At 42.9% G+C, this 24,781-nt stretch carries 18 protein-coding genes; 11 read left to right on the forward strand and 7 right to left on the reverse strand.

Annotated features, from left to right (window positions below; all coding sequences use genetic code 11):
• Positions 1-43 precede the first annotated feature (43 nt).
• From prpF to AB4407_RS03050, 7 genes are all read right to left on the reverse strand, one after another.
• Positions 44-1,216 (reverse strand): 2-methylaconitate cis-trans isomerase PrpF, encoded by a 1,173-nt coding sequence (prpF, locus tag AB4407_RS03020; RefSeq protein WP_372118492.1) that lies wholly within the window; start codon positions 1,214-1,216, stop codon positions 44-46.
• Positions 1,217-1,225: 9 nt separating this feature from the next.
• Entirely contained in the window at positions 1,226-3,862 is a 2,637-nt protein-coding gene (acnD, locus tag AB4407_RS03025; protein WP_372118494.1) for a Fe/S-dependent 2-methylisocitrate dehydratase AcnD, read from the reverse strand.
• A gap of 101 nt (positions 3,863-3,963) precedes the next feature.
• Entirely contained in the window at positions 3,964-5,175 is a 1,212-nt protein-coding gene (gene prpC, locus AB4407_RS03030; RefSeq protein ID WP_132982493.1) for a 2-methylcitrate synthase, read from the reverse strand.
• A gap of 147 nt (positions 5,176-5,322) precedes the next feature.
• Positions 5,323-6,219: a methylisocitrate lyase gene (prpB, locus tag AB4407_RS03035; RefSeq protein ID WP_372118496.1), complete on the reverse strand. Its 897-nt coding sequence runs from the start codon at positions 6,217-6,219 to the stop codon at positions 5,323-5,325.
• A gap of 96 nt (positions 6,220-6,315) precedes the next feature.
• The gene (locus tag AB4407_RS03040; RefSeq protein WP_372118499.1) at positions 6,316-7,035 is read right to left on the reverse strand and encodes a GntR family transcriptional regulator; all 720 of its coding nucleotides are present in this window, start codon (positions 7,033-7,035) and stop codon (positions 6,316-6,318) included.
• Positions 7,036-7,460: 425 nt separating this feature from the next.
• On the reverse strand, positions 7,461-10,634 hold the full coding sequence (locus AB4407_RS03045) for an HD domain-containing phosphohydrolase (RefSeq protein ID WP_372118501.1): 3,174 nt from the start codon (positions 10,632-10,634) through the stop codon (positions 7,461-7,463).
• 593 nt (positions 10,635-11,227) lie between these two features.
• Positions 11,228-12,505, reverse strand: coding sequence for a hypothetical protein (locus AB4407_RS03050; RefSeq protein WP_372118503.1), 1,278 nt, complete (start codon positions 12,503-12,505; stop codon positions 11,228-11,230).
• Positions 12,506-13,005: 500 nt separating this feature from the next.
• On the opposite strand from AB4407_RS03050, the gene AB4407_RS03055 reads away from it, so the two are divergent.
• The 11 genes from AB4407_RS03055 (at position 13,006) to AB4407_RS03105 (ending at position 24,745) form a co-directional block, all read left to right on the forward strand.
• Positions 13,006-14,988, forward strand: a complete 1,983-nt coding sequence (locus AB4407_RS03055) for a type VI secretion system Vgr family protein (protein ID WP_372118505.1) — start codon at positions 13,006-13,008, stop codon at positions 14,986-14,988.
• Between the two features lie 59 nt (positions 14,989-15,047).
• Complete coding sequence (locus AB4407_RS03060; RefSeq protein WP_372118507.1) at positions 15,048-15,605, forward strand: DUF6931 family protein; 558 nt, start codon at positions 15,048-15,050, stop codon at positions 15,603-15,605.
• A 27-nt stretch (positions 15,606-15,632) separates the two neighbouring features.
• Positions 15,633-15,932, forward strand: coding sequence for a PAAR domain-containing protein (locus AB4407_RS03065; RefSeq protein WP_372118510.1), 300 nt, complete (start codon positions 15,633-15,635; stop codon positions 15,930-15,932).
• 218 nt (positions 15,933-16,150) lie between these two features.
• Entirely contained in the window at positions 16,151-17,611 is a 1,461-nt protein-coding gene (locus AB4407_RS03070) for an ImpA family type VI secretion system protein (RefSeq protein WP_372118512.1), read from the forward strand.
• Between the two features lie 34 nt (positions 17,612-17,645).
• Positions 17,646-18,167 (forward strand): type VI secretion system tube protein Hcp, encoded by a 522-nt coding sequence (locus AB4407_RS03075; protein ID WP_009846608.1) that lies wholly within the window; start codon positions 17,646-17,648, stop codon positions 18,165-18,167.
• A 19-nt stretch (positions 18,168-18,186) separates the two neighbouring features.
• Positions 18,187-18,690, forward strand: a complete 504-nt coding sequence (gene tssB, locus AB4407_RS03080; protein ID WP_009846607.1) for a type VI secretion system contractile sheath small subunit — start codon at positions 18,187-18,189, stop codon at positions 18,688-18,690.
• Positions 18,690-20,168 (forward strand): type VI secretion system contractile sheath large subunit, encoded by a 1,479-nt coding sequence (gene tssC / locus AB4407_RS03085; protein WP_009846606.1) that lies wholly within the window; start codon positions 18,690-18,692, stop codon positions 20,166-20,168. The genes tssB and tssC overlap by 1 nt, the downstream gene beginning before the upstream one ends.
• Positions 20,169-20,205: 37 nt before the next feature.
• Positions 20,206-21,603: a type VI secretion system contractile sheath large subunit gene (locus AB4407_RS03090; protein WP_372118514.1), complete on the forward strand. Its 1,398-nt coding sequence runs from the start codon at positions 20,206-20,208 to the stop codon at positions 21,601-21,603.
• Entirely contained in the window at positions 21,600-22,022 is a 423-nt protein-coding gene (tssE, locus tag AB4407_RS03095; RefSeq protein WP_372118516.1) for a type VI secretion system baseplate subunit TssE, read from the forward strand. The genes AB4407_RS03090 and tssE overlap by 4 nt, the downstream gene beginning before the upstream one ends.
• Positions 22,015-23,766: a type VI secretion system baseplate subunit TssF gene (gene tssF / locus AB4407_RS03100; protein ID WP_372118518.1), complete on the forward strand. Its 1,752-nt coding sequence runs from the start codon at positions 22,015-22,017 to the stop codon at positions 23,764-23,766. The genes tssE and tssF overlap by 8 nt, the downstream gene beginning before the upstream one ends.
• A gap of 46 nt (positions 23,767-23,812) precedes the next feature.
• Positions 23,813-24,745 (forward strand): type VI secretion system baseplate subunit TssG, encoded by a 933-nt coding sequence (locus AB4407_RS03105; RefSeq protein WP_372118520.1) that lies wholly within the window; start codon positions 23,813-23,815, stop codon positions 24,743-24,745.
• The last annotated feature ends 36 nt before the right edge of the window (positions 24,746-24,781 follow it).

Below are 24,781 nucleotides of genomic sequence, written 5' to 3' on the forward strand. Positions count from 1 at the left end.
TCAGCGTTGTTTTCGGAACATTTAACCGTTCACGACAACCGCTTTAATTGGGAAAAGGCACACAAATGGCACCTTCCATGATCACTCGGGCACTACGACTCATAATCGCCCTTTCTATTTTCCAACCGCTTTCCGTCTGTAGAGCTTTAGCACCCACCTTTAAGGTTCCTGATGGATGACCAAAAGTTACAAAATCACGGGAACCCTCACCAGCTGCCAAGTTCACTAACGTACCCGGAACACTCGCCGCTGAAGCAATGGCGACTGCAGCTGTGCCCATCATGGCGTGATGCAGTTGCCCCATAGACAAAGCTCGCACCAGAAGGTCGGTATCGTCAGCTAATACTGATTTACCACTTGAAGCTTGATACGCTTGAGGCTTAGCAACAAACGCGACTTTCGGTGTGTGTTGGCGTGAATCCGCTTGTTCTAAAGAATCAATCAGCCCCATTGCAACTGCGCCATGTGCTCGGATGGATTCAAGCAATGCCAAGGCTTTTGAATCGCTGTTGATATCCGATTGAAGCTCTGTGCCTTGATAACCCACCGATTCTGCATCAACAAAAATGGTTGGTATTCCTGCATTGATGTATGTCGCTTTGATGCAGCCCAATTCGGGAACATCTAAAAAATCGACAACATTCCCTGTTGGAAACATAGAGCCACTCGCATCGGCCGGATCTAGGAAATCAACTTGGATTTCAGCAGCTGGGAAAGTGACACCATCGAGCTCAAAGTCACCCAACTCTTGGACTTCCCCGTCAGCGATAGGTACATGAACAATAATGCTTTTCTCTATGTTCACTTGCCATACTCGCACCTCGACCACGCCGTTTTCTGGAATACGATTCGAATCGACCAATCCACTATGAATAGCGAATGGGCCTACTGCAGCAGACAGATTTCCGCAGTTACCGCTCCAATCAACGAACGGCTTGTCTATTGCCACTTGACCAAAGAGGTAATCAACATCGTGATCGGCTTTACTGCTTTTCGATACAATAACGGTTTTGCTGGTGCTTGATGTTGCTCCACCCATACCATCGGTTTGTTTGCCATAAGGATCTGGACTGCCAATCACTCTCAACAACAATGTATCTCTAGCTTCTCCAGCAACTTGCGCCGCTTTAGGTAAGTCACTTAGGTTGAAGAAAACGCCTTTACTTGTTCCGCCCCGCATGTAGGTAGCAGGTACTTTTATCTGTTTGATGTTCATAACCAGGTCCTACTGTGCAAGAAAGTCTTTGGCGAAACGTTGCAATACGCCACCAGCGCTGTACACATTCACTTCGTCTGCCGTGTCTAGTCGGCAGGTTACAGGCACATCCAGCTTTTCACCGTTTTTACGAGTGATGACTAGAGCCAAATCTGAACCCGCTTCAATGTCACCGTACACGTCGTAAAGCTCGGTGCCGTCCAGTTCTAAAGTATTTCGATCCGTTCCTGCTTTGAATTGCAGGGGCAGCACACCCATACCGACTAAGTTGGTTCTATGGATTCGTTCAAAGCCTTCGGCAACAATCACTTCAACACCCGCTAAGCGCACCCCTTTGGCTGCCCAGTCACGTGATGAACCTTGTCCATAATCAGCACCAGCAACAACAATCAAAGGTTGTTTACGGTTCATGTAGGTTTCTATCGCTTCCCACATTCGCGTAACTTGACCTTCGGGTTCAACCCTTGCTAATGAACCTTGAACGACTTCTCCTGCGTCCTTCACCATTTCGTTGAACAGCTTAGGGTTGGCGAATGTTGCTCGTTGCGCGGTTAAGTGATCACCTCGATGGGTCGCGTAAGAGTTAAAATCCTCTTCCGGCACTTCCATTTTGGTGAGGTATTCCCCCGCCGCACTCGAAGCGAGAATCGCATTTGAAGGAGATAAATGGTCCGTAGTGATATTGTCACCCAGAATCGCTAAAGGTCTCATCCCTGAAAGGCTTCGTTCTCCCGCAAGAGCCCCTTCCCAATAAGGTGGCCTGCGAATATAGGTGCTTTGAGGTCGCCAGTCATAAAGCGGTTCAGTCGTTACCTGTTCCTCGTCTGGCTGGAACATTTTCACGTAGATTTGTTGGAATTGCTGAGGTTTAACATGCTCACCGACAACGGCATCGATCTCGGCATCACTCGGCCATAAATCACTTAAGTAGATTGGCTTACCATTGTTGTCGGTGCCTAAGCTGTCTTTCTCGATATCAAAGCGAATCGTGCCAGCCAAAGCGTAAGCAACCACCAATGGCGGTGAGGCTAAAAACGCTTGTTTTGCATAGGGGTGGATTCGACCATCAAAGTTTCGATTCCCCGATAACACAGCGGTTGAGTACAGGTCACGGTCGATGATCTCTTGTTGGATTTTAGGATCTAACGCCCCGCTCATTCCGTTACATGTCGTACACGCATAGCCGACGATACCGAAGCCTAATTGTTCAAGTTCAGGAAGCAAACCTGCCGACTCGAGATACAACTTGGCAACTTTAGAACCTGGAGCAAATGACGTTTTCACCCATGGCTTTCGCACTAATCCAAGCTGATTGGCTTTTTTCGCGACCAAAGCAGCAGCGACTACGTTTCTTGGGTTGCTGGTGTTGGTACAAGAAGTAATTGCCGCAATGATTACGGCACCATCGGGCATCTGATCATCGCTGTACTGCTTAGCATGCTGCTCTTTCCAAGATGCTTGACTGATGCCTTGTTCAGCCAGCTCTCTGGTTGGCAAACGACGATGGGGGTTGGATGGCCCTGCAAGATTGCGCTCTACCTTCGATAAATCAAACTCTAATACACGTTCGTATTGAGCAGAGTCTAGATCGTCAACCCATAGCCCGGTTTGCTTAGCGTAGCGTTCAACTAATTCAACCTGCTCAGGCTCTCGACCGGTGAGCTTCAGGTATTGAATGGTCTGCTCATCGATGTAAAACATACCGGCTGTTGCACCATACTCTGGCGTCATGTTGGAGATGGTTGCGCGGTCACCAATGGTCAGTGCACGAGCCCCTTCACCGAAGAATTCCAAATAGCTTGAGACCACTCTCTCATTGCGAAGGAACTCAGTAATCGCAAGCACAATATCCGTTGCAGTTATCCCTTCTTGTCGTTGACCCGTCAGTTTAACGCCGACAATATCAGGCAATCGCATCATCGACGGACGACCGAGCATCACTGTCTCAGCTTCCAAGCCCCCCACACCAATCGCAATAACGCCCAAAGCATCAACGTGCGGTGTATGGCTATCGGTACCAACACAGGTATCAGGAAACGCGATGCCTTCTTTAGATTGAATAACTGGGGACATTTTCTCCAAGTTAATCTGGTGCATGATCCCGTTACCCGCTGGGATCACACTCACGTTTTTAAACGCCGTTTTACACCATTCAATAAAATGAAAACGGTCTTCGTTTCTGCGCTCTTCAATCGCGCGGTTTTTATCAAATGCTTCGTTATCAAACCCGGCATATTCCACTGCCAAAGAGTGATCAACAATCAGTTGAGTTTCGACCACTGGGTTCACCTTGGCAGGGTCTCCGCCTTGGTCGGCAATCGCGTCTCTTAATCCAGCCAAATCTACTAGGGCTGTTTGACCTAGAATGTCATGACACACCACTCGCGCAGGATACCAAGGAAAATCTAAGTCACTCTTGCGTTCAATGATCTGCTTTAAGCTGTCTTCAAGGGTTTCAGGATCACAGCGTCTTACTAATTGCTCTGCCAACACTCGCGACGTATAAGGCAAGGTTTTATAAGCGCCCGGAGATAGTGCTTCTACCGCTTCGCAAGCGTCGAAATATTCTAAACCCGTTCCCGGTAAAACCTTTCGATACTTGTTTTCATCAAGCTCTTGGTTTCTTTCAAGTTTTACATCAGACATACATCCACCATTATCTGTTAAATTCTATTCGTTGGTTCACGAGGCCTTATCACATGAAGATAACAGTCACCTCGAGATTTAAGTCGGCTCGATATAGAGGACTAACGTAAATGGATAGGTAGCCAGTCTTGGTGCTCTGGCCCTGTGTAGTCTGCACTTGGACGAATGATGCGATTGTTTTCTCTTTGTTCGAACACGTGTGCTGTCCAACCTGTGAGGCGGCTCATCACGAAGATCGGAGTAAATAATTTGGTTGGGATGTCCATGAAGTGGTAGGCCGATGCATGGAAGAAGTCAGCATTACAGAACAGCCCTTTCTCGCGCTTCATTACCGCTTCAACACGTTCTGAAACGGCATAAAGCTGTTCATCTCCCACCTCTTGAGCTAGCTCTTTTGACCAACGTTTGATTAAGGCATTTCGAGGATCACTTTCGCGATAAATGGCATGACCGAAGCCCATGATTTTGTCTTTGTTAGCAAGCATCTGCATGATGTTGGTTTCGGCTTCATCAGCGGTTTTCCAATCTTGGATCATTTCCATTGCCGCTTCATTCGCACCACCGTGCAGTGGGCCTCTTAGTGTGCCAATCGCAGCTGTTACACAAGAATGAATATCCGACAGTGTTGAGGCACAAACACGAGCGGCAAAGGTAGAGGCATTAAACTCATGTTCCGCATAAAGGGTTAGCGAGCAGTGCATCACCTTTTTGTGCAGTTCACTAGGCGTTTTGTCAGTCAGCATCTTCAAGAAATAGCCACCCAAACATGCTTCGCTCTGATCTTCAGTATCAATTCGCACGCCATCATGGCTAAAGCGGTACCAATAACAAATAATCGCAGGGAAAAGCGCGAGCATTCGTTCAGTCGCGGGCAGTTGCTCAGAAAAATCAGACTCTTGCTCTAGATTACCTAGCATCGAACAACCCGTTCTCATCACATCCATTGGGTGAGCGTCTGCAGGGATAAGCTCCAACGCTGCTTTCAAAGGTTTAGGTAAACCACGTAGGCCAACCAATAATGTTTTGTAATCGTCTAGCTCTTTTTCAGTGGGTAAATGGCCTCTTAGTAGCAGATGCGCCACTTCTTCAAACTGAGCGTGGTTAGCAAGGTCGGTAATGTCATAGCCACGGTAAGTTAAACCTGTTCCTGATTTTCCTACCGTACATAGCGCAGTCGACCCTGCACTTTGGCCACGTAGACCAGCACCACCGATTGCCGGTGCGCTGGCTGGTTTGTTTGCTGTTTTTTCACTTTGTTGTTCTACTTTTGAAGCATTTTCGACAGCGGCTTTATCACTCAAAGATACAGACATGGTGAACTCCTTTTCTGTGTTAGTCGCCCGCACTCTTTGGTGCTACCTGTTTATGTGTCCGGTGATCTTTATCATCGGTACTGGATATGGCGACTAACCATTTCACGTTATTGGATTAAGTTGATTTTTGATGAGTTGAAACTGGTTTTACCCTTCGCTTGAAAACAACTGATCAAGCTTGTTCTCGTAGTCGTGGTAATTCAGGTGTCCGTAAAGCTCTTTACGGGTTTGCATTGAATCCAACAGAGCTTCTTGATTGCCTTCAACTAACAAGTGTTTGTAAACATTCTCCGCGGCCTTGTTCATCGCACGGAACGCACTCAGTGGGTAAAGCACCATGTCGACACTTGATTGGGCTAACTCGTTACAGTTGTAGAGGGGTGTTTGGCCAAATTCAGTGATGTTCGCAAGAATAGGCACATGTTTACCTGTTGCTGATTTCAACGCCGCCGAAAACTTCACGTATTGGTCGAGTTGATTCATAGCCTCAGGGAAAATCATGTCTGCGCCCGCTTCAACACACGCAATCGCTCGTTCAATCGCGCTATCAATGCCTTCAACAGCCAATGCATCGGTACGCGCCATAATCACGAAGCTGTCATCGGTTCTAGCATCTGTTGCCGCTTTGACTCTATCGACCATCTCTTGCTGACTTACAATCGCTTTATTTGGTCGATGACCACAGCGTTTCTGAGCCACTTGGTCTTCCATATGAATGGCAGCAGCACCCGCTTTTTCCATCGCTCGAATGGTTCGTGCAATGTTAAATGCACCACCAAACCCCGTATCGATGTCCACCAGCAAAGGTAAATCACACGCATTGGTAATACGTTCCACATCCACCAACACATCGTTCAATGTCGTAATGCCCAAGTCAGGCAAACCGTAAGACGCATTGGCGATACCTCCACCAGACAAATAGATCGCCTGATGTCCCAAGTTCTTTGCCATCATCGCGCAATACGGATTCACCGTGCCGACGATCTGCAATGGGTCGTTGTCTTGCACAGCTTGTCGGAACTTAGATCCTGCTGATAACTTCATAATGACGCTCCCTGTTAATTGTTTATTTCTAATCTTTATGACTAATGATGTTTAGCTCTCGCCAGCGAAGAACCGCTAGCAAATACCAGTCGCCGGTTAATCAAGACCTTTGGATTGAATTTGTTGCTCTATAAGCAATCGGCTACCCGAGATGTGTCTTCGCATTAGCATTTCTGCTAGCTCTTCATCACGGTTGCGAATAGCTTGTAAAATGTATTTATGTTCATCAAGCGCCTCTTTTGGTCGAGACTGTGCTCTAGGCGATTGGTAGCGGTACATGCGTAATAGGTGATAAAGCTCATCACACAACAGCGAAATGAGTTTGCTGTTACGACTCGCTTTGATAATGCGGTAATGGAAATCAAAATCCCCATGTTGATGAAAATAAGAAGAGCCTTCGACTTCATCGATATGTTTAGAATGTGTCGACAATAAGCCTTCAAGCCCGATCAACTCTTCTTGTGTGATGTGTCTCGCCGCTAATCGAGCCGCCATGCCTTCCAATGCCTCTCGCACGGCGTAAAGCTCTAGCAGTTTGTCTGCCGAAAAGGCAATAACTCGAGCGCCGACATGAGGAATTCGCTCAATAAGCCCTAGCCCTTCCACACGCATTATCGCTTCACGTAATGGACCTCGGCTTACTTCAAAGCGTTTAGCCAGTTCAGGTTCCGAGATCTTACTGCCCGGAGCTAATTCACCGCTAACAATCGCCTCGACTAGGTATTCAGTCAGGCTTTCCGACTTGGTGTTTTCTTTGTCGCCAACACGAGTTTTCGTGTTTGCACTTAAGGTGAGATCTTTTATCGCAGTATTCATATTTACGCTGCTCACTTCTGATTGCTGATTCTTAATTGTCAACAATTCCATAACATGAACATAAAATACACGATTGAATTGTCGACAATCAAGTTAATTGTCGACAATTTAGACTAAGGTAGTATTTTTATTAATCGGCAGACAAATAGTAAAACGAAGCAACAAAAGAAAGTAAAAACATATTATTCATAAGCTTAAACATAAATGAGTAAACAAAACCCTTGCCGACCCAAAGTTGGTCGAAAGCAATGTGTCGACAACTGACAGTCAACTTTTAAAACGCAGATCCATCCATCAATGATGTCAACCAAGATATAGGCATCAACACCTTTCCTCTCCGTTTAACTCCAAACCACAGGTATGAAAAAGGCGCACTCATGTGCGCCTTTCATTCATAGAACTCGCTCTAACGAAGCAAGTTTTAGTCAAGCAATCTGACGAGTAACGTCTAGGTATTTGTTGATATCAACGAAATCAATTTGTTCCGGCTTCAGATACTCTTCTGCATAACGCAGGTGGGTCCCACTGGTTAAGAACAGCCTAAACAGTTCAATATCGATATGCTCATCCAGCGCCATTTTGTGCATGATGTCGACAGCAACACTGATTGGCTTCGCTTTCTTGTAAGGTCGATCGGCAGCGGTTAACGCCTCAAAGATATCTGATATCACCAGAATGCGTTCTGGGATTGAAAGGTCGTCACCAGTCAACTTCCTTGGATAGCCTGTACCTTTAAGGGTTTCATGGTGAGTCGACGCATAACGAGACACGCGGCTTAACTCTTTCGGGAATGGCAAGTTCTCAAGCATCTTAATCGTAGCAAGCATGTGCTCGTTTATCTTAAATCTGTCTTCAGCAGTCAATGTGCCGCGTGCAATACTCAGATTGTAGACTTCGCCTAGGTTGTATAAATACTCAGGCACATCCATTTTAATTTGATGTTTCGGGTCAAATTCTAACGGCCTATCTCTTTTCACTATATGCTCTGGTTTATCACTTAACAGTGGCTCTGTCGCTGGCAAGCCTGAACTCGGTGCTCGATTCAACGCCTCTATCGGTGATAGACCAAGTTGATCATCAAAGTTACGCGTCCAAGTCGTTTCAGCTATCAAGCGAATACGAGCAACTTTGTCATCACTCATGAATTCACCACCAACATTAGACGTCGCGATAAACTCAAAATCATCTTGTAGCTTCTGTTGCGCTTCAGCCAACTCTGTTTGGATTTGTTTGTTCGCTAGCTTGCCTTCAAGCTGTTTCGTTAATGCTATTATTTCAGCATCACGCCACAATACCTCAAATCGAGTTCTCACCTCGTGAATTCGGTTGTAGTTGGCCTCAAGCTTCGTACCTTTATCGACGATGTGTTCCGGCGTTGTTATTTTTCCGCAGTCATGCAACCAAGCCGCAATTCTAAACTCACGGCGCTCATCATCATTTTTAAACTCAAAATTTTTAAAATGATCAGATTGTGATTTCTCAGCCACGTCAGCTAGCATCAAACCTAGCTCTGGTACACGGTTACAGTGCCCAGCCGTATAAGGGGACTTGTCATCGATAGCTTGGGCGATAAGCTTGATAAACGACTCTACAAACGCCTCTTGCCTCTGTTCATGTCGTTTAAGCTCCATTGCCATTTCTTTTACAGCAACAGATAACTCCCACACTTCTTTAATACGAGTATTAAGCACAGCTACGTTGTCATAGTCACGCAACGTAACCTTGTGAGTCTCTTTCTCTAATTGGCGAATAGGACGTACTATCGGTGCACCAAAGACCCAAGCCACAGGCAAGGTTAAACTCATCAGTAAAATCGTTACACCAACAGAGGTTGCTAGACGCTTATTGACTGTACTGAAGACTTCAGATTCGGGAATCAATACCGCAAAATACTCAGAGTAGTGTTCGCCCGTGTCTATTTTCTTTAAATAGAGATGCTTAATCTCACCATTCAACTCGACCCTTACCATACTACCTTCAACCGTTGCTTCCTTAGTCAAATCATAAAGTTCAGTATAAGGAACCGTCGTATTCGTATTAAAGCCGGTATCATGCAGCCACTTTTTTGCTAAGGCATCAAGTTGTTCACCACTTAACTTGCTGATAGCTTGATCAATAATTGGAAGCAATTGTTTATGCTTGCTCTGCAGCACCAAATGGAATTGATTTGAGTAGTTCTGTTTTAGATCTTCTAGAGTCCCATTGACAACAAGGCCTGGCTGGAAAAACCTATCTAATGCAAACGAGAGTACGGGTTCAGCTTCTAAGAAAGCAAAGTTCTCTTCGCTTTCAATTGAATTAAATGCAGACTCTAGGTTTTCAAATTCAACTAAATCAATGTTCGGAAAGTCCTCTCTTAACTTAGGAATAATTGACCACCCAGATAAAATGGCAACTTTTTTACCCTCAAGCTCGGCATAATTAGTGACAACCTTCGCACCGACCCTTGTCACGACAGAAAATGGCAATTCATAAATTGGAGTCGTGTATAGGCCATCTATGCCATTATTTTTATAATTTTGAACCGATTGCAGGCCATCAATACTTCCTTCTTGAAACTTACTGACAAGCTCGCCCCAAGAGAAACCATTAACAAATTCAAACCTGATCCCTGTCATCTCACCAATCATGTTAAGAAGGTCTATCGCATAGCCGTTTGGCTTTCCCGCCACTGAAAAGTCCATCGGCCCCCAATCATTTTGATTAGACACTAACAGCGGAGGGGTATCGTTAACCAAGGTTTGTTGTTCAGACGATAGCATCAATGTGGATACATCAAACTCCAATTCCTGATTGTTAACCTTGAGGTTAGACGCAATAATATTACCCGATTTCGAATACAAGAAAGACTCAACCTTACTATCTTCTGCTAAACCAAGCGCCGTACCTGAGAGTTTGCTAGCCAAAGAAGACAACACAATATCAATACCAATCACATGTTGAACTTCAGATTCGATTTTCGCATCAAACGCTAAAGAATAAGTTTGCCCGGTAATTTGTAAATGCTGAAAAAGATATGGCTGAGTTTTTTCGACCGACTGAACATTGGCAGAAACATACCAAGGCCTGGTTGTTGGAAAGTAGTTGCTCTGCTCCGTAGTTGAGTCTCTTAGCGTAAACTCTTGGTCAAAATATTTCGTCGTACGGACGCGCTCCTCCCCTCTATTATGAATCTCAACCACAACCCAACGGTCCGTTTGTTGTGCACCGATTTTCTCTCTAACGACAGGGGCAGACTCTAGATTAATAATTTGGAAGAAGTTTTCATTGGATGAGCCAATGTAAATACTATAAAAGAGAGGGTTATCTTTAATGGCTTCAGAAAGAATACTACGCGACTCTTCTTTTGATATTTTGTTACTGATAGACCGTTTCACTGAAGCAAGTAAACGCGCGGTGTTGGCTGCGTCAGAATCAACCGCGCCGATATAGTTACTTAACTCTTGGGACACCATCGTCAACTTGGATAAGGTATTCTCAGTCGCCATTTTTTTACTGAAGTAATATTGCAGTGAAACCGCAACAACAGCGGTAAGAAAAGTCGCGAGTAAAAACATTCCTCCAACAGTAAATCGTAAAGAAATTCTTTTGTCTGTCATTATTCGATCCTTGAATAACCACTAGCCCAGAAATGTAACATGCCAGCAATATTTATATTATTACAGTAGCATAACCAACCTAGCAACACATTATTCTATATATTATTCAAGTTCTCCTAACATTCTGTCCTGAATCTCAATAATCATGTCTTTAAATGATAATTAACTATATACGTCAGTAAACTAATACCATAATTAATTCAATGGTATTAGCTTTCATATAATGGAAACGCCTCACGCCATTGTCATCAAGGTAATAAGACGTATCTTAAACTTTTCTAAATCATTTCGAACCCAGATAGAGTAACTCGGCTTTGCGTTTGATGATTGGATTGCTAATATGAAACATGAGAGTTACCCTTATTGTGTTTGATTACGGACTTAGCACCTTTAATCAAAGTGAGTAACTCTCTACGTTTCGAATTGAAGTATCAGATCTAATCAGAATTAATATAATGTAGCAACTTCAAGAGCAACAGCTTCTAACTGCTTTCTTATCCATGTTGTCCATCCTTAGCATTACGGCTTAAACTTATCAGCTACAAAGAGTTAAGGACACTCTGGAAACTCTGGTTCAAAATCCTTCGAACTTACTATCTGATAATCTTCCTCGAGTAAAAACCTTCGAAGTTACTATTGGACAATCTTTCTCGAGTACTTAAGTGCAAGGCTTGTGCGACTATGTTGTCAGTTAGGTGACTGTTAGGAAGAAAGTTCAATTCACCTCTTGCAGCTTTAAAAGCTTGAAGTGCACCGGGATCATTACTTTTAAGTTGTATCGGACAATTATCAATGAATTCTTTTGCATCTCCCTTTAATAATTCGAAAGCTGAGATCAGATTCTTATGGTGCGCCATCGTATCATTATCAAATGTAGTCCCCAATATCTTAGATTTTAGTCTGCGAACTCCTCGACTCAAGCTTATTCTCTTCAACTGATCTGGTGGGGAGACATCAAGGATTTTTAGAAAGTTATAATGTGAACCGTACATCGGATTGCGTACTATGTAAGCGGCCAAAATAGGAATTGTATGTATGTGTTTAGCAAAGAATTGTTCTAGTCTTTCGTCGCTCATTGCTCGAATGTTAGTAAGGTAAGTCGTACATTTTTTCTTGAATTCCATAAATGCTTTTTCCATTCTCCATTTTTTAATAAACGAGACAAAAAACTGAAAAATGGAAACGATAGCGTTGGCAATACCAGTTACTGCCGCTCCTACTCCGGCACTCAGCGAGTTCACTAATATTGTTCCACCAGACTGTAACATTACGAGTGAGTTAGAGACTACGACTGCTTTTATTTGCTCTCTGATCGATACGATCGCGTAAGAACCAACCTTACTAGTAGCTAGTGTTGCTATCCCCTCGGTTTTTAGGTAATGCATCGTCTTGGTTATGACTTTATAAGCAGAGTGCACAGCGGTGTAGATTTTTGCCGCATTCAGTAATACAGCACCGAGCGCTTGATATACAACTTGTGGTAGAAGCTCGAATATCTTCTGTTTCATTTCATTACCAAAGTCTGTCAATGATGACAAATATTCAGTTAACTTCTCTTTTAATACTGATATTACAGCTCTCGCTCCGCCTGTCGCACTATTGTTCATAGCTGCGCTGCTAGCAACTGATTTAGTCGCACCTGAAGCTATTTTATAGCCGGCACTTGAATTGATCGATGACATCCCATGAGTTCCAGCGTAGTTAAGAGCCTTACCGAGCCCGATACTATCATCTGCTAACCCTTTAACTTGCTTTAATTTGCCTGCTGTTTTACCGACAACAATAAGTTTGGAAAAAAGAGATCCACCCTCAAGCTCCGCTTTAGAGAAGACTCTCAACATATCAGCATACATTGGATTTTGATTTTGCATGTATAAAACTCTTATTATTTAGCTGTATTAGCTCAGAAACGAAAGTGTTCTGCTTTGGCAAGAAAGGACAACACATTAAGCAATATTTTTTCAAAGTTAAATTGAGCTTAGGCAGCCAGCGTATTGAACTTTAGCGCCCATATATAATTAAATTCTATTTACTCTAACATAGTGTGCCATATCTAATCTTTTGTCACAATCGGCTAATATAGCTCTACCGCAAATATAATTAGATTCATAGAGGCTAATGAAGCTGTTAAGGCAAGTTGTGATGGGGATGAATCGGTAAATTTTGGTACTCAAGCCTGCACCTTCAAGTTGATTCGGTATACAGGCAACTTCAAAATTAGGAAGCAGCCTTCCAAAGAAAGCTATAATACACCTTAATATATTATCAAATTTATGCTATAAATTTAGGCTCATAATTTCAAATCAAGTCAGTTCATTAATATTGATACCACACAATATTAGAACATCTTCGAGCATTATCAGGCGAGCCTATGACGGATAATTTCTCCCCTTCTGCCAGTGCGATTGTGGCAAAAGATTCTAAAAGCAATGAGCATGCAGTCAGCGATTTTGCTATTTCTGAGTACCTATCGAAGCCTTTTAAAATCGAACTAACACTCATCTCAAAAAACTTTTCAATTGATGACCAACTTGGTCAAAAGCTTTCGATTACACGATTTATTAACGACACTAACAACCAAGCAGCCACGCGTGTATTCAACGGCATTGTTACGCAAGTTCAGTTATTAGGTATGGACAGTAACCTGCAGTATTCTAGCTATCGCATCACACTAAGGCCGTGGTTTTGGTTATTGATACACACTCATTCTTTCCGTGTCTATCAAAACCAATCGACTAAAGATATCGTTTCAGATGTGTTAACCCAAGCAGGTTTCAGTGGCTCGTTTAAGGCTGGCACCATGCCCTCATCCAAACGAGAGTATTGTGTTCAATATGATGAAAGCGACTTTGACTTCGTAACTCGCCTGCTTGCTGAAGAAGGGATTCATTACTTTTTCCAACACAGCGACTCAGATCATGTGATGATGCTACAGGACGCTCAGAGCCCTTATAAAAAGTCAGATACCAGTAAGCTGGACATGATTGAAGTCCCTTCAGGCAACAATCCATTACTCGATAAATGGATGCCACAAAGTCAATTCCATGGCGCCAGCATCGAACTGACTAGCTATGATTACTCACAAACTAAACTCGTGAGCAGCAAACAGAAAAAATCCAGTCACAAAATAGCTAACAACACAAAGCTAACGAAACAGTTTTACCCTAACCTTGGTATCACTGGTGGGATGGAAGACCTTGCCAGTAACCTAGTGAAAAGACGCATTGAACAGCTCGAGCAAAATTATCAAACCGTAGAAGCCGAAGCGCAACACGATTCATTTGAATTGGGTAAGTGGTTTTCACTATCATCCCATTTAGACAAAGATCAACTCGGTGACTATTTAGTCGTAGAACTTCACACGAGTTATAGCAAAGAAAACCATTGTAAAACACGCCTTACCCTTCTTGACACGTCAACCCCTAATTATCCATCACCGACGGATAAGGCAAAAATACACGGACTACAAAGCGCCATCGTGGCCGGTAATACCGCAGGTGAGATTAATCAAGATGAACAAGGTCGAGTTCGCATTCAATTTCATTGGGATACACAAACATCCGGAGACAAAACGAGTTGTTACGTGCGCGTGGCTCAGATGATGGCTGGCAATGGTTATGGTGCTCAGTTTATTCCAAGAGTAGGACAGGAAGTACTGGTCAGTTTTATTGATGGTGACCCAGACCAACCGATTATCACAGGAAGCGTTTATAATAGTAAAAACCCACCACCTTACAAAGAAGCTAACTCAACGAAAACAGGTATTAGCACCAAGTTAAGCGGATTGGCTAACGAGCTCTATTTTGACGATAAGAAAGACAATGAGCTCTTGTACATGCATGCAACCAAAGACTTCACGAAAGAAATAGAGAACAACCTGACAGAGACCATTAAAGGTGAACTGATCCAGAAAACCACCAAACAAGTTAACGTATCAACAGAAGATAATTACACCCTCAACTCAAACAAAGCTATCGCTGCCAAAGGTAAATCTATATCCCTAGAAGCGGATGACAAGATTGAGCTAAAGGTTGGTTCGAGCAAAATCACTATGTCTTCATCTTCGATTAGTATTGAAGCAAGTAACATTGATATCAAAGCCAGTAGCGCACTCAACCTTGAAGGCATGAACGTAACAAGTAAGGCGACATCCGCGAACAAGATATCAGGTGTAAAAACCGCTCTCGAAGCGACAAGCTCCAACAGTATTAAAGGACTCAGTGTCGCGATTAAAGCGGATACTACACTCACAGCAGAAGGGTCTTTAAGTGCCGAGTTTAAATCAGGCCTAAAAGGTACTTTTAATGGCGGCGTACTTGGTGAATTAAAGGGTGCTATTGTAAAGGTGAATTAGTGAATTCAATCGCTAGCATTTAAACCACACTAAAGCACAAATTCAGGTAAGACAGAAACATGTATAAAAAAATTCCATATCAAACTGGCAGACAGTTGTTCGACAGATTTTCGAGCTCCGACGAAGCACAAGCACTGATTAATGACGAATTCAACATTGATGATTCTATTCAAGCTTTATTGGAAAGCGAGCTATATTTCGACTTAGTTCAGCTCCTTGCTCACGGATTGCCTGTTCGAGAGGCCATTTGGTGGGGCGCACATACGCTCGATGCGAGAAGCGATGTGTGGTCTACAATGCAAAAACAATGTATTTCAACAGCCAAAGATTGGGTCAAGTCCCCTTCGGAAGAACAGAGAAGAAAGAGTGAACTCTTTGCGAATAAGCTCCAACTAAATTGTGGGCCATCTTGGTTAGCTCAAGCCGTATTTTGGAACGGATCCGGCAGTATTGTTGCACCTGATTTACCCAATGTCCTTCCCGACCCTTTCTTATATTCCAAAGCGGTAGCGGGCGCAATCAACCATTCCGCAGCCTTACCCAATTGGGATAAAACCAACGAGTACTATAAGAAATCCATTGATATTGCTCTCGAGCTTGCCAAAGGCAGCCAATAATAAAGTCACAGATGACAGGAGTGGCCGATGACGTTAGCCGCAAGATTAACAGACATGCATGTTTGCCCGATGCAGACACCCGCACTTCCACCAATCCCCCATGTCGGTGGCCCAATCGTTGGTCCTGGTGTACCGACGGTTCTCATTGGCAATATGCCTGCAGCAACACTTGGGGATATGTGTGTTTGTGTTGGTCCCCCAGATAGCATCATCAAAGGCAGTGCTACCGTACTTATCATGAATAAGCCTGCTGCACGTATGGGTGATATAACCGCTCACGGGGGTACTATTGTCTTAGGAATGCCTACCGTAATGATTGGAGGTTAAATCATTATGCTTTATAAGGTTTTTTAAATTCGACCTGTTGGACAATTTTTCTGAATAAAGTACAAATTTTTGAGTAAATAACTATTTAGCATAGGACTTTTTTAAAAAAAAACGATAGAATATACAAATGTTAAATATAATATATGAAACATAACCAATAATAATTTTAAATGACTCCTTATGCGATCGAGATATCAAATAACTTTAACAGGGCCTGTATGACAGATATTGCTCATTTACTGACTCCAATTTCGGATAATGAACCCTCCGGCTCTTACCTGAAGTTAGATCGAAGCGCATACCGCAGTTTAAGAAACGTTTACAATAGCGCTCAATCTTCATTTCGTCAGTTAGTTGAAACACCTGATGCATCTTCCGACCCAGCAATTGTGGATGCAAATACTCAAAACTGGGCTGAGTTAAGAAAAATTTCTGAAGAGACACTCACCTCTCAGTCTAAAGATTTAGAAATATTAGGTTGGTACATTACTAGCCAGCTTTTTACTTCACAGCCATTTCATAACCTTGCTACAGCTATCCCAGCTTTAAACCTTTTCATCAACCAATTTTGGGATACGCTAAATCCAATGCTGCCAGACGCTAAATTAAAAGCTTCTGATGATGTGGGAAAAGCAAAAGAAATCACTGAGTTCCGAGCTAAGGCTCTACTTCAGTTAGTTGGTGAATCCCTTGACTCCAGCTCCCTTTATATACCTTTTCAAATGCTTGATTTTTGTTCAGGTGTGACTTTTGGGGATTACCTCACAGCTGAACGAAAAGGTAACATCGCTGAACTGAAAGAATCAGCCTTGAACGCGTTTGATCACAGCGTTTCAGAGACACTCTTACATTTAGCTAGTATCTTTAGTGAGCTGGAAATGGCAGAGAAAAACCTGTTTGAAAAGTGCCAAGCTGTTGGCGCCTCTGTGATCAGTTTCAACTTTATCAAAACCAACGTGCGTGACCTGATCAACGCGATTCATTTCCTAGTTGGAGAAAAATTCGCTCCTTGGCCTTTGGACGACAACTTTCACGTTATCCAAAATTCAACCGAAACGAGTGAGCAAAGCGATTCAATACCTTCGGCATCGGAACCGGCAGTTGCCTTCACAAGTGAACCTATTTCCGCAACAGGAACAGGCCATAATTCAGAGCCAGTGAATCAAGGTAACGGGAGCATTGTAGATAAGGGTCAGGTTCAATCATCAAATGGCCAACCCTCTCAAATCCAAACTCAGACGATTGTTCAAAACGTGTCGAGTATTAACGGTATTGTTAATCGTGATCATGCGTTTCAGGAAATTCGAAAAATTGCTGAGTATTTTAAAGAGACTGAACCTCATAGCCCAATCGCCTTTTTATTGGAGCGTTCAATTCGTTGGGGTTACATGAGTTTCCCAGAACTACTCCAAGAAATGATTGGTAATGAGCAAAGTGTGATCGCTCAAATTAATCAAATGACTGGGATGGATAACCTAGACAAGTTGGACTTATCAGGCAAGCCCGTCCCAGTAATAACTTCAGCACCAGAGCTCGCTCCGGTGTCGAAACCGACTATTGAGGAACCAACCAAAGTAACGCCAATTCCTATTAGTCCAAATAGCACAGCAGATACCAACCAAGCATCTGAATCTACTTCCAACTCATCATCAGGCAGCATGCAAGATTTTGAGTGGTAAAGCCCATTAATTGCATTTAGCAAGGAGAAACATTATGGCTTCTATTTTTATGAGAATTGAAGGTACGACACCAAAAGGTGCAGCAACGGTAGAAAAAATTGGGGGCAAAGATGGTTTCTTCGCACTCGATAGTATTTCTTGGAGCGCTGTCCGTGGTGTTGGCATCGATGTAGGTAACGCAAACAATGCTGACCAAGGCATGGTTGCTCTTGGCGAAGTTAACATTTCTCGCGGCTGTGATGGTGCGTCGCCACATCTAACTACTTTCTTGTACGCTCCGGGTCCAGAAGGTCGCACTGTTGAAATCGTTATGACAAAACCAAACCGTGAAGGTTCTGGTGCAGATCCATACCTAATTCTAACGATGAAAATGGCTCGTATGTCTAGCTACAATATGTCAGGTACAGACGGTTCACTTCCTAGCGAATCTTTCAGCCTAACCTACACTCAAATTTCTAAGGCTTACTACATTGAAGCTGACGGCGGTAAGATCGAGAAAGGCCCTGAAGTTGGCTTCGACGCGACTACAGCTAAAGTCACTTCAACTGCTAAGTAATTAATCAAGGAGAGTTAACGTGGCACTAAATTCCCAACATAAACGCGTAAGTAAGAACCGCGTAAGTATTACCTATGACGTTGAGACTAATGGCGCTGTAGAAACCAAAGAGCTCCCTTTTGTTGTTGGGGTTATTGGTGACTACTCAGGCCATAAGCAAGACAAAGAAGAAGTAGAAGACCGTACTTTCTACAATGTTGATAAAGACAACTTCGATACTGTAATGAAGCGCGTTGGCCCTGAGTTATCCCTAAAAGTAGACAACGTACTTGCAGGTGATGACAGCCAGTTTGAAGCAAGCCTTAAATTTGACTCGATGAAAGATTTCGAACCTGAAGCAATTATCGAGCAAGTTGAACCGCTAAAAAAACTAGTTGAAACCCGCAACCAACTGAAAGTACTTCTTTCTAAAGCCGATCGTTCTCGTGACCTAGAAAAACTGCTTAAAGAAGTTCTACAAAGTGCAGACACGATTAATGCGCTTTCTGATGAGCTAGGTATAAAAGAAGAAGGAGCTGAGTAATGAGTACTGAAACAGAGAATCAAGCGCAAGCAGAAGCGACAGAAGGCTCACTCAGCTTTCTAGACCGAGCGATTGAAGCAACCACTCAAACTCCGGCAGATACAACGAAAGAACTGTTTTCTGTACTTACAGAGCAAGCACTTTCTGGAACAGTAACGTGGGATAAAAACGTTACTAAGACGATTGAGAATGCAATCTCTGAGATAGATAAGAAACTATCTCAACAGTTATCTGAAGTCATGCAGCAGAAAGACTTGCAGAAACTTGAAGGCTCTTGGCGTGGTCTACAAAAGCTTGTTAAAGAGAGTGAACTTGGCCGTGATCTAAAGATTAAAATGGTTGATTTCACACAAGAAGAGCTGCTTGACCAATTTGAAGACGCACCAGCAATTGACCGAAGCCCATTATTCAATGCGGTTTATCAAGGTGAGTTTGGTACTGCTGGTGGTCAGCCTTACGGTACTTTCATTGGTGATTACGAGTTTAGCGCAAAAGATGAAGACGTTGCTCTACTTCGCTACATGGGTGAAGTTGCTGCAGCATGTCATGCACCGTTCATTGCCGCTGCAAATGCTGAAATGTTCGAGTTCAACAGCTTCCAAACTTTCTCTGAAGGCAAACCTGTAGCAGCAGGCTTCGACTCTCCTGCATACGCAGCATGGAATTCATTCCGTGAAAGTGACGATGCACGTTACGTAACACTAACGCTGCCTCGCACTCTTGCTCGTCTACCGTATGGTGATAAAGGTCTAAGTACTGATGTATTCGCATACGAAGAGCTTGCAACCGATATGGATGGCAGTCCAAAGCCAACCAGCAATGACCAATTAGTTTGGTCGAATGCTGCATATGAACTGGGTCTTAAAATGACTCAAGCATATACTGCTTCGGGTTGGTGTACATCTATCCGTGGACTTGATAACGGTGGTAAAGTAGAAAACCTACCTAACTTAACTTACAAGTCTGAAGCTGGCGATCTACTTCAGCAGTGTCCAACAGAAGTGAATCTAACTGACGAGCGCGAGAAAGAGCTTTCAGACCTTGGTTTCCTTCCTTTGGTTCATTATAAAAGTTCTAACTACGCTGTGTTCATCGGTGGCCAAACAACTCAGAAACCTAAAACATTTACAGACCCAGACGCAACAGCGAATGCTGCTATCTCTGCTCGCCTACCTTACATTATGGCAAGTAGCCGTATCGCCCACTACCTGAAAGTAATGGGTCGAGACAAGCTAGGTTCAAACCTTGAAGCTCCTGATATCAAACGAGAGCTACAACTATGGATCGACCAATACACCAACGCCGGTGCTATTGGTAATGAGCAACGCGCAAAAACCCCTCTTTGTGAATCTCGCATCGAAGTGGTTGAGCAACCTGGTAAGCCAGGTGCCTACTCAGCTGTGGCTCACCTAAGACCTTGGTTACAACTTGAAGAGCTGACAACCTCAGTTCGAATGGTTGCTAAGATTCCTGGTTAATAGGGATTTGGCCGGAGTAATCCGGCCAAAATTTTTTATGAAGTTAGATACGGAATGGCAAAACAAATTTAACCAACTAGATAATACAGATAATACCTTTATAAAAGAGGCTTTATCTCTATTATCTGAGCTAGACCAACACTCTTTACGCTCTAAATCCTCATTGATTTCATTGATATCCACACTAATATCGAAGATTGATACTGCACTCAGTTTACAGCTCGATGCAATAATTCATGAGCCTGATTTTCAAAAGTTAGAACGCAACTGGTTAAGTCTTCAGCAACTTGTATCTTTGCCCATAAGCTACCAAAGAGCTCATGTAAAATTACTCGATATGAATTGGACTGAGATATCCAGCGATGTCAATCAAGCGTACTCAACAAAATCCAGCGATTTGTATAACAAGATAGGTAATAGCGAGCTAAATACTTTAGGGGGTCACCCCTTTGGATGCATCACATTTAGCCACCCAATCTCGATGGACATCGATTTTGATGCCAATTATGACGACCTATTTACCGTAGAACTGTTAGGTAAATTAGGAGAAGCGACGCTTTGCCCGATGCTTTTCTCTCCAGTACCAACCTTTTTTGGTGAAAATGGTGCAGACTGGCTCTCTGATATAACGCGAATCAATAAAATTCTATCCGGTCCTGATTTCAAAGCATGGCAAGACCTACGCAATAAGCCGAGCTCACGCTTTATTGGCATGGCGCTACCTCAGGTTCGTCTTCGTGATGCATACAAAAATCGACGAGTCGGCTTTGTTTATAATGAACAAGGCAAAGGCTCATGGGGCTTAGCCAATATGGTACTAGCGACCACAATCATGCGGGAATTTCATCGTGTGAACTGGTTCGGCTTTCTGAAATCTCGCTGGAATGACAAGCTGCAAGGCTCTGTTATTAACCTCCCTACGAGCCACTATTTTGACAGCCACCTGCAAAAACCAGTAGCGGATGTTAGTTTATTCGGGCAACTGTCTAATTTTTACGCGCAAAGTGGCTTTATTCCATTAACCAAAAGCCCGTTAACCGATAAGTTTTACTTCAATGGCAATAACTCTATTTGGCAGTGTGGACAGAGCGATAATGACAAAGTGTTAACTCAGATTCAGACTACGCTAATGTCTTGCAGAATTGCCCATTATCTAAAAGTGCAAGTTCGTGAGATGGTCGGTAGTTTCAACAGTGCCAACGAGTGTGAGCTATTTTTAACAAACTGGATCGAAAAGTTTTCCAGCAATGTCTCATTTGCAAATGAAGAAACCTTGTCCAAATATCCATTGAGCTTTGCCAAAGTTAGTGTTAGGGAATCTCATTCTCAAGCTGGCAGTTTTGCCTGCACTCTGCGTATCGTTCCTCAATACCAATTTGATTACTTTAGTGGCGAGGTTGTGCTGACTACCGATCTAAACGAGGTAGCATCATGAGTTTTTGGAAAACCTTTATCAGCGATGCAAAGCCCTATCAGGACGCCGAGATTGAAGATATTAAGTTCCACCTCACCAAGCTTTTAGAGGCAGAGGCTTCATTAGCAGAAATTGATAATAGGCTCGTTGAAGTAAACCGATCGAACTTTAAATTTGGTATCGAAGATGTTCATTTACTGAGCGCAACCTTAGAAAACACTCAGATCACTTTACGTATCGAGGCTTGGATAAAAAGCTTCGAGCCTCGATTACACGACATATCTGTTGAGCTCGAGCAGCGTAAAGAAGGTGACAATTCACTAACGTTCAACATCATAGCTAAAGTGAAGACCAATAATGGTGAACGAGACCTAATCTTTGATTCAAGAATCGCACTAAGCGATTTAACTACATCTATAGAAGAAGATAGCTATGACTGAACCCATTATGCGTTACTTCGAGCAAGAACTGGCCTTTGTGCGCCGTTCGTTAGGTCAGTTCGGTCAGGAATACCCTACTCATGCCGAAAACCTCAATATCCATCAAGGTAAGATCGAAGACCCCAGCATGGCTCGCTTACTCGACGGTGTAGCACTATTGAACGCAAAGGTAGAAAAGAAACTATCTGAACAGTTGCCTGAAGTTATCGAAGGTATTTTGAGTGTTCTCTACCCTTCTTATATTCAAACTGTTCCTAGTGTTGCTTATCTTGAACTTCATACTGAAGACGGTCCTATTGAATCAAGCCGCTTGCCTAAAGGCTCACTTTTTTCAAGTACAAACACGAAAAACGAGTGCTTATTTAAGACCGTTGATGAACTCAATATAGCACCATTTAATTTAAGCAATGCCAGAGCATTGAGTGCGCCGTTTAGTTTCAACAGACCTTCAACAGCTAACCAAAGCTCCGCGGTTGTTCAGATATCTCTGAGTACTGGTGACCCGGATGTTTACTTCAGCCATTTGGAATTAGGTGATCTCGATTTCTTTGTCAAAGGTTTCGAAAATAATGCAGACTCTCTCGTCGATTTGCTTCTCAACAATACCTTGTCGATTTCCATTTCCGACTCCGAGTGTGCCCAACACTCGACAGTTAATAATCTTCAACTAAAAAATCGAATCAGTGATCTCGAGTTTAAGTTTTTACCTGAACACGGCAATCAATTCACCGGTTATCAACTGATCAATGAATTCTTCTTTTTCAAAGAGAAGCGACAGTTCTTTAGACTAAAAAACTTTGCTGAACACGCGAACAAATTTGACGAGTCTGAAATCGTGATTAATTTGTTTATGTCATCACTGCCATCGGAGTTCATTCGTCTATTTAATAGAGACGTATTCAAGCTCAATGTCGTGCCTGCGATTAATTTATTCGATCAAACTGGCGAACCGATCCCCTATGACCACCGAACTCTATCCGTTCCTGTCAATGCCGACGCTCATAGTGACAACAATATAGAAATTATTGAAATTCAGAACGTCTATGAAATCACTCCGAACGGAGAAGTTCCTTTAATTCCACTGTTTAAAGAAAAGTATTCACATAATCAAAGTTACGACTACTGGCAAAGTAAACACGATCACTTTGGTGAAGTAAGCATAGCGATTTCGTTATCGGACACGACAAATACAGAATTTAGCAAGCTACTTGGTACCAAGTTACTGTGTACTAATGGGAAGCAAGCTTGTGGTGTAATCGGCACTTTGGAATGCTTAGAGAGTATTGATTTACCCGGTGATTTCTCACCTATTTACCCGCCGTCTGCGCCGATTAAAAAAGAAATCGACCAAAACATCCACTGGGAATTTATTAGCTTATTGAACACCAACTTCACATCATTGGTGCAATCTAGCAACCCGGTAGCTGAACTCAAACATATGTTGAGTTTGTGCAGTCGCGACCAGGTATCAAGCACAGAAATTCAGATGATTCACTCAATTACATTCAATTCGCAAGTGTCTGCAATTCGTGTGTTGGGTAAGAATGTGTTCTCGCCCGGAACCGAGATTGAACTTACGCTTGATGCCACCTCACCTTACCTAGCATTTGCCGATGTGTTGAATCGCTTCTTCCAGCAATTTTGCAGTTTTGATAGATACATTCAACTTAAGATTCGTCTCTATGGGCGAGATGGTTTCATAAAAACATACCCTAAGATTCACGGTAGTCAATTGTGCCTGTAACTCTAAAAAATAAGCACAATTGGATCGATCGTTATAGGAAGCCGATATGAAGCATTTCATCGAAGATCTAACGACTCAACCCGAAAAGTACGACTTCTCGCAAGCAATAAGACTATTGGAACGACTCCAGTCTCACAGCTCTACTCAGGTACAGATCCAATTGAAGTCTGAGGCAATGCCAACCGGAAACCCTCAAGAAATTCAGTACTTTTCGCTAAAGGGAAACAAGGCAAAGCTGAGATTGGCAAAAGAAGCGCTTTCTGGTGTAAAAGGGGTAATTCCCAATTATATTTATGAAGAGTTGTTAAGCTCGATACACAACGACGATCATTCACTTCAAGACTTTCTGGATGTGTTTAATCAACGCCACTTTGAAATCACCTATCGAACTAATGTGCAACGTTGGTTACTCGTTGAAAACGAACAGAATTCCAAAAAATCGGCGTTATTGAATCATTTTTCAGCACTTGGGAAAGAACACAAAGAATACCTGCAATACTCACTATTACTTAGCCAACAAAGCCGTAGCCTTACAACGCTAAAAAAGATACTTAATGATTTTTTTCCTTACTCAATCGATGTCGAATGTAAGGCATTTGAACGTCGCCTATTGCCTACAGGTTCATTGACACGACTAGGTACAAATCAGGATTTCAATAGCCGTTTAGGCCAAGGTTTCTTAGTAGGAAGAACCTGCCTCGTTAATTTCAACAATTTGAGTATTTTTGTTACTCCAAAAAGCAGGATTGAATTCCTAGAAATTCAGCAAGATGACCAATTAGCGAAATCCATGTGGTCTTTAACTCAGCATTACTTAAAAGACAACACGCCAGTTGCCATCTATTTGAACGTTAAGCGTTCATATTTAACCAAACCCCGTTTATCAAGCAACGTTTCTATTGCAGCTCGCCTAGGGGAGATTGATTATCTTGCCCCTCAGCATAGTCCTGATAAAATTGTAAACATTTTGCTTTTATAGTTCGCAATATGGTTCGTGTAGATTATAGAAATATAA

The organism is Vibrio sp. 10N.261.46.E11, assembly GCF_041472735.1.
Taxonomy (GTDB): Bacteria; Pseudomonadota; Gammaproteobacteria; order Enterobacterales; family Vibrionaceae; genus Vibrio.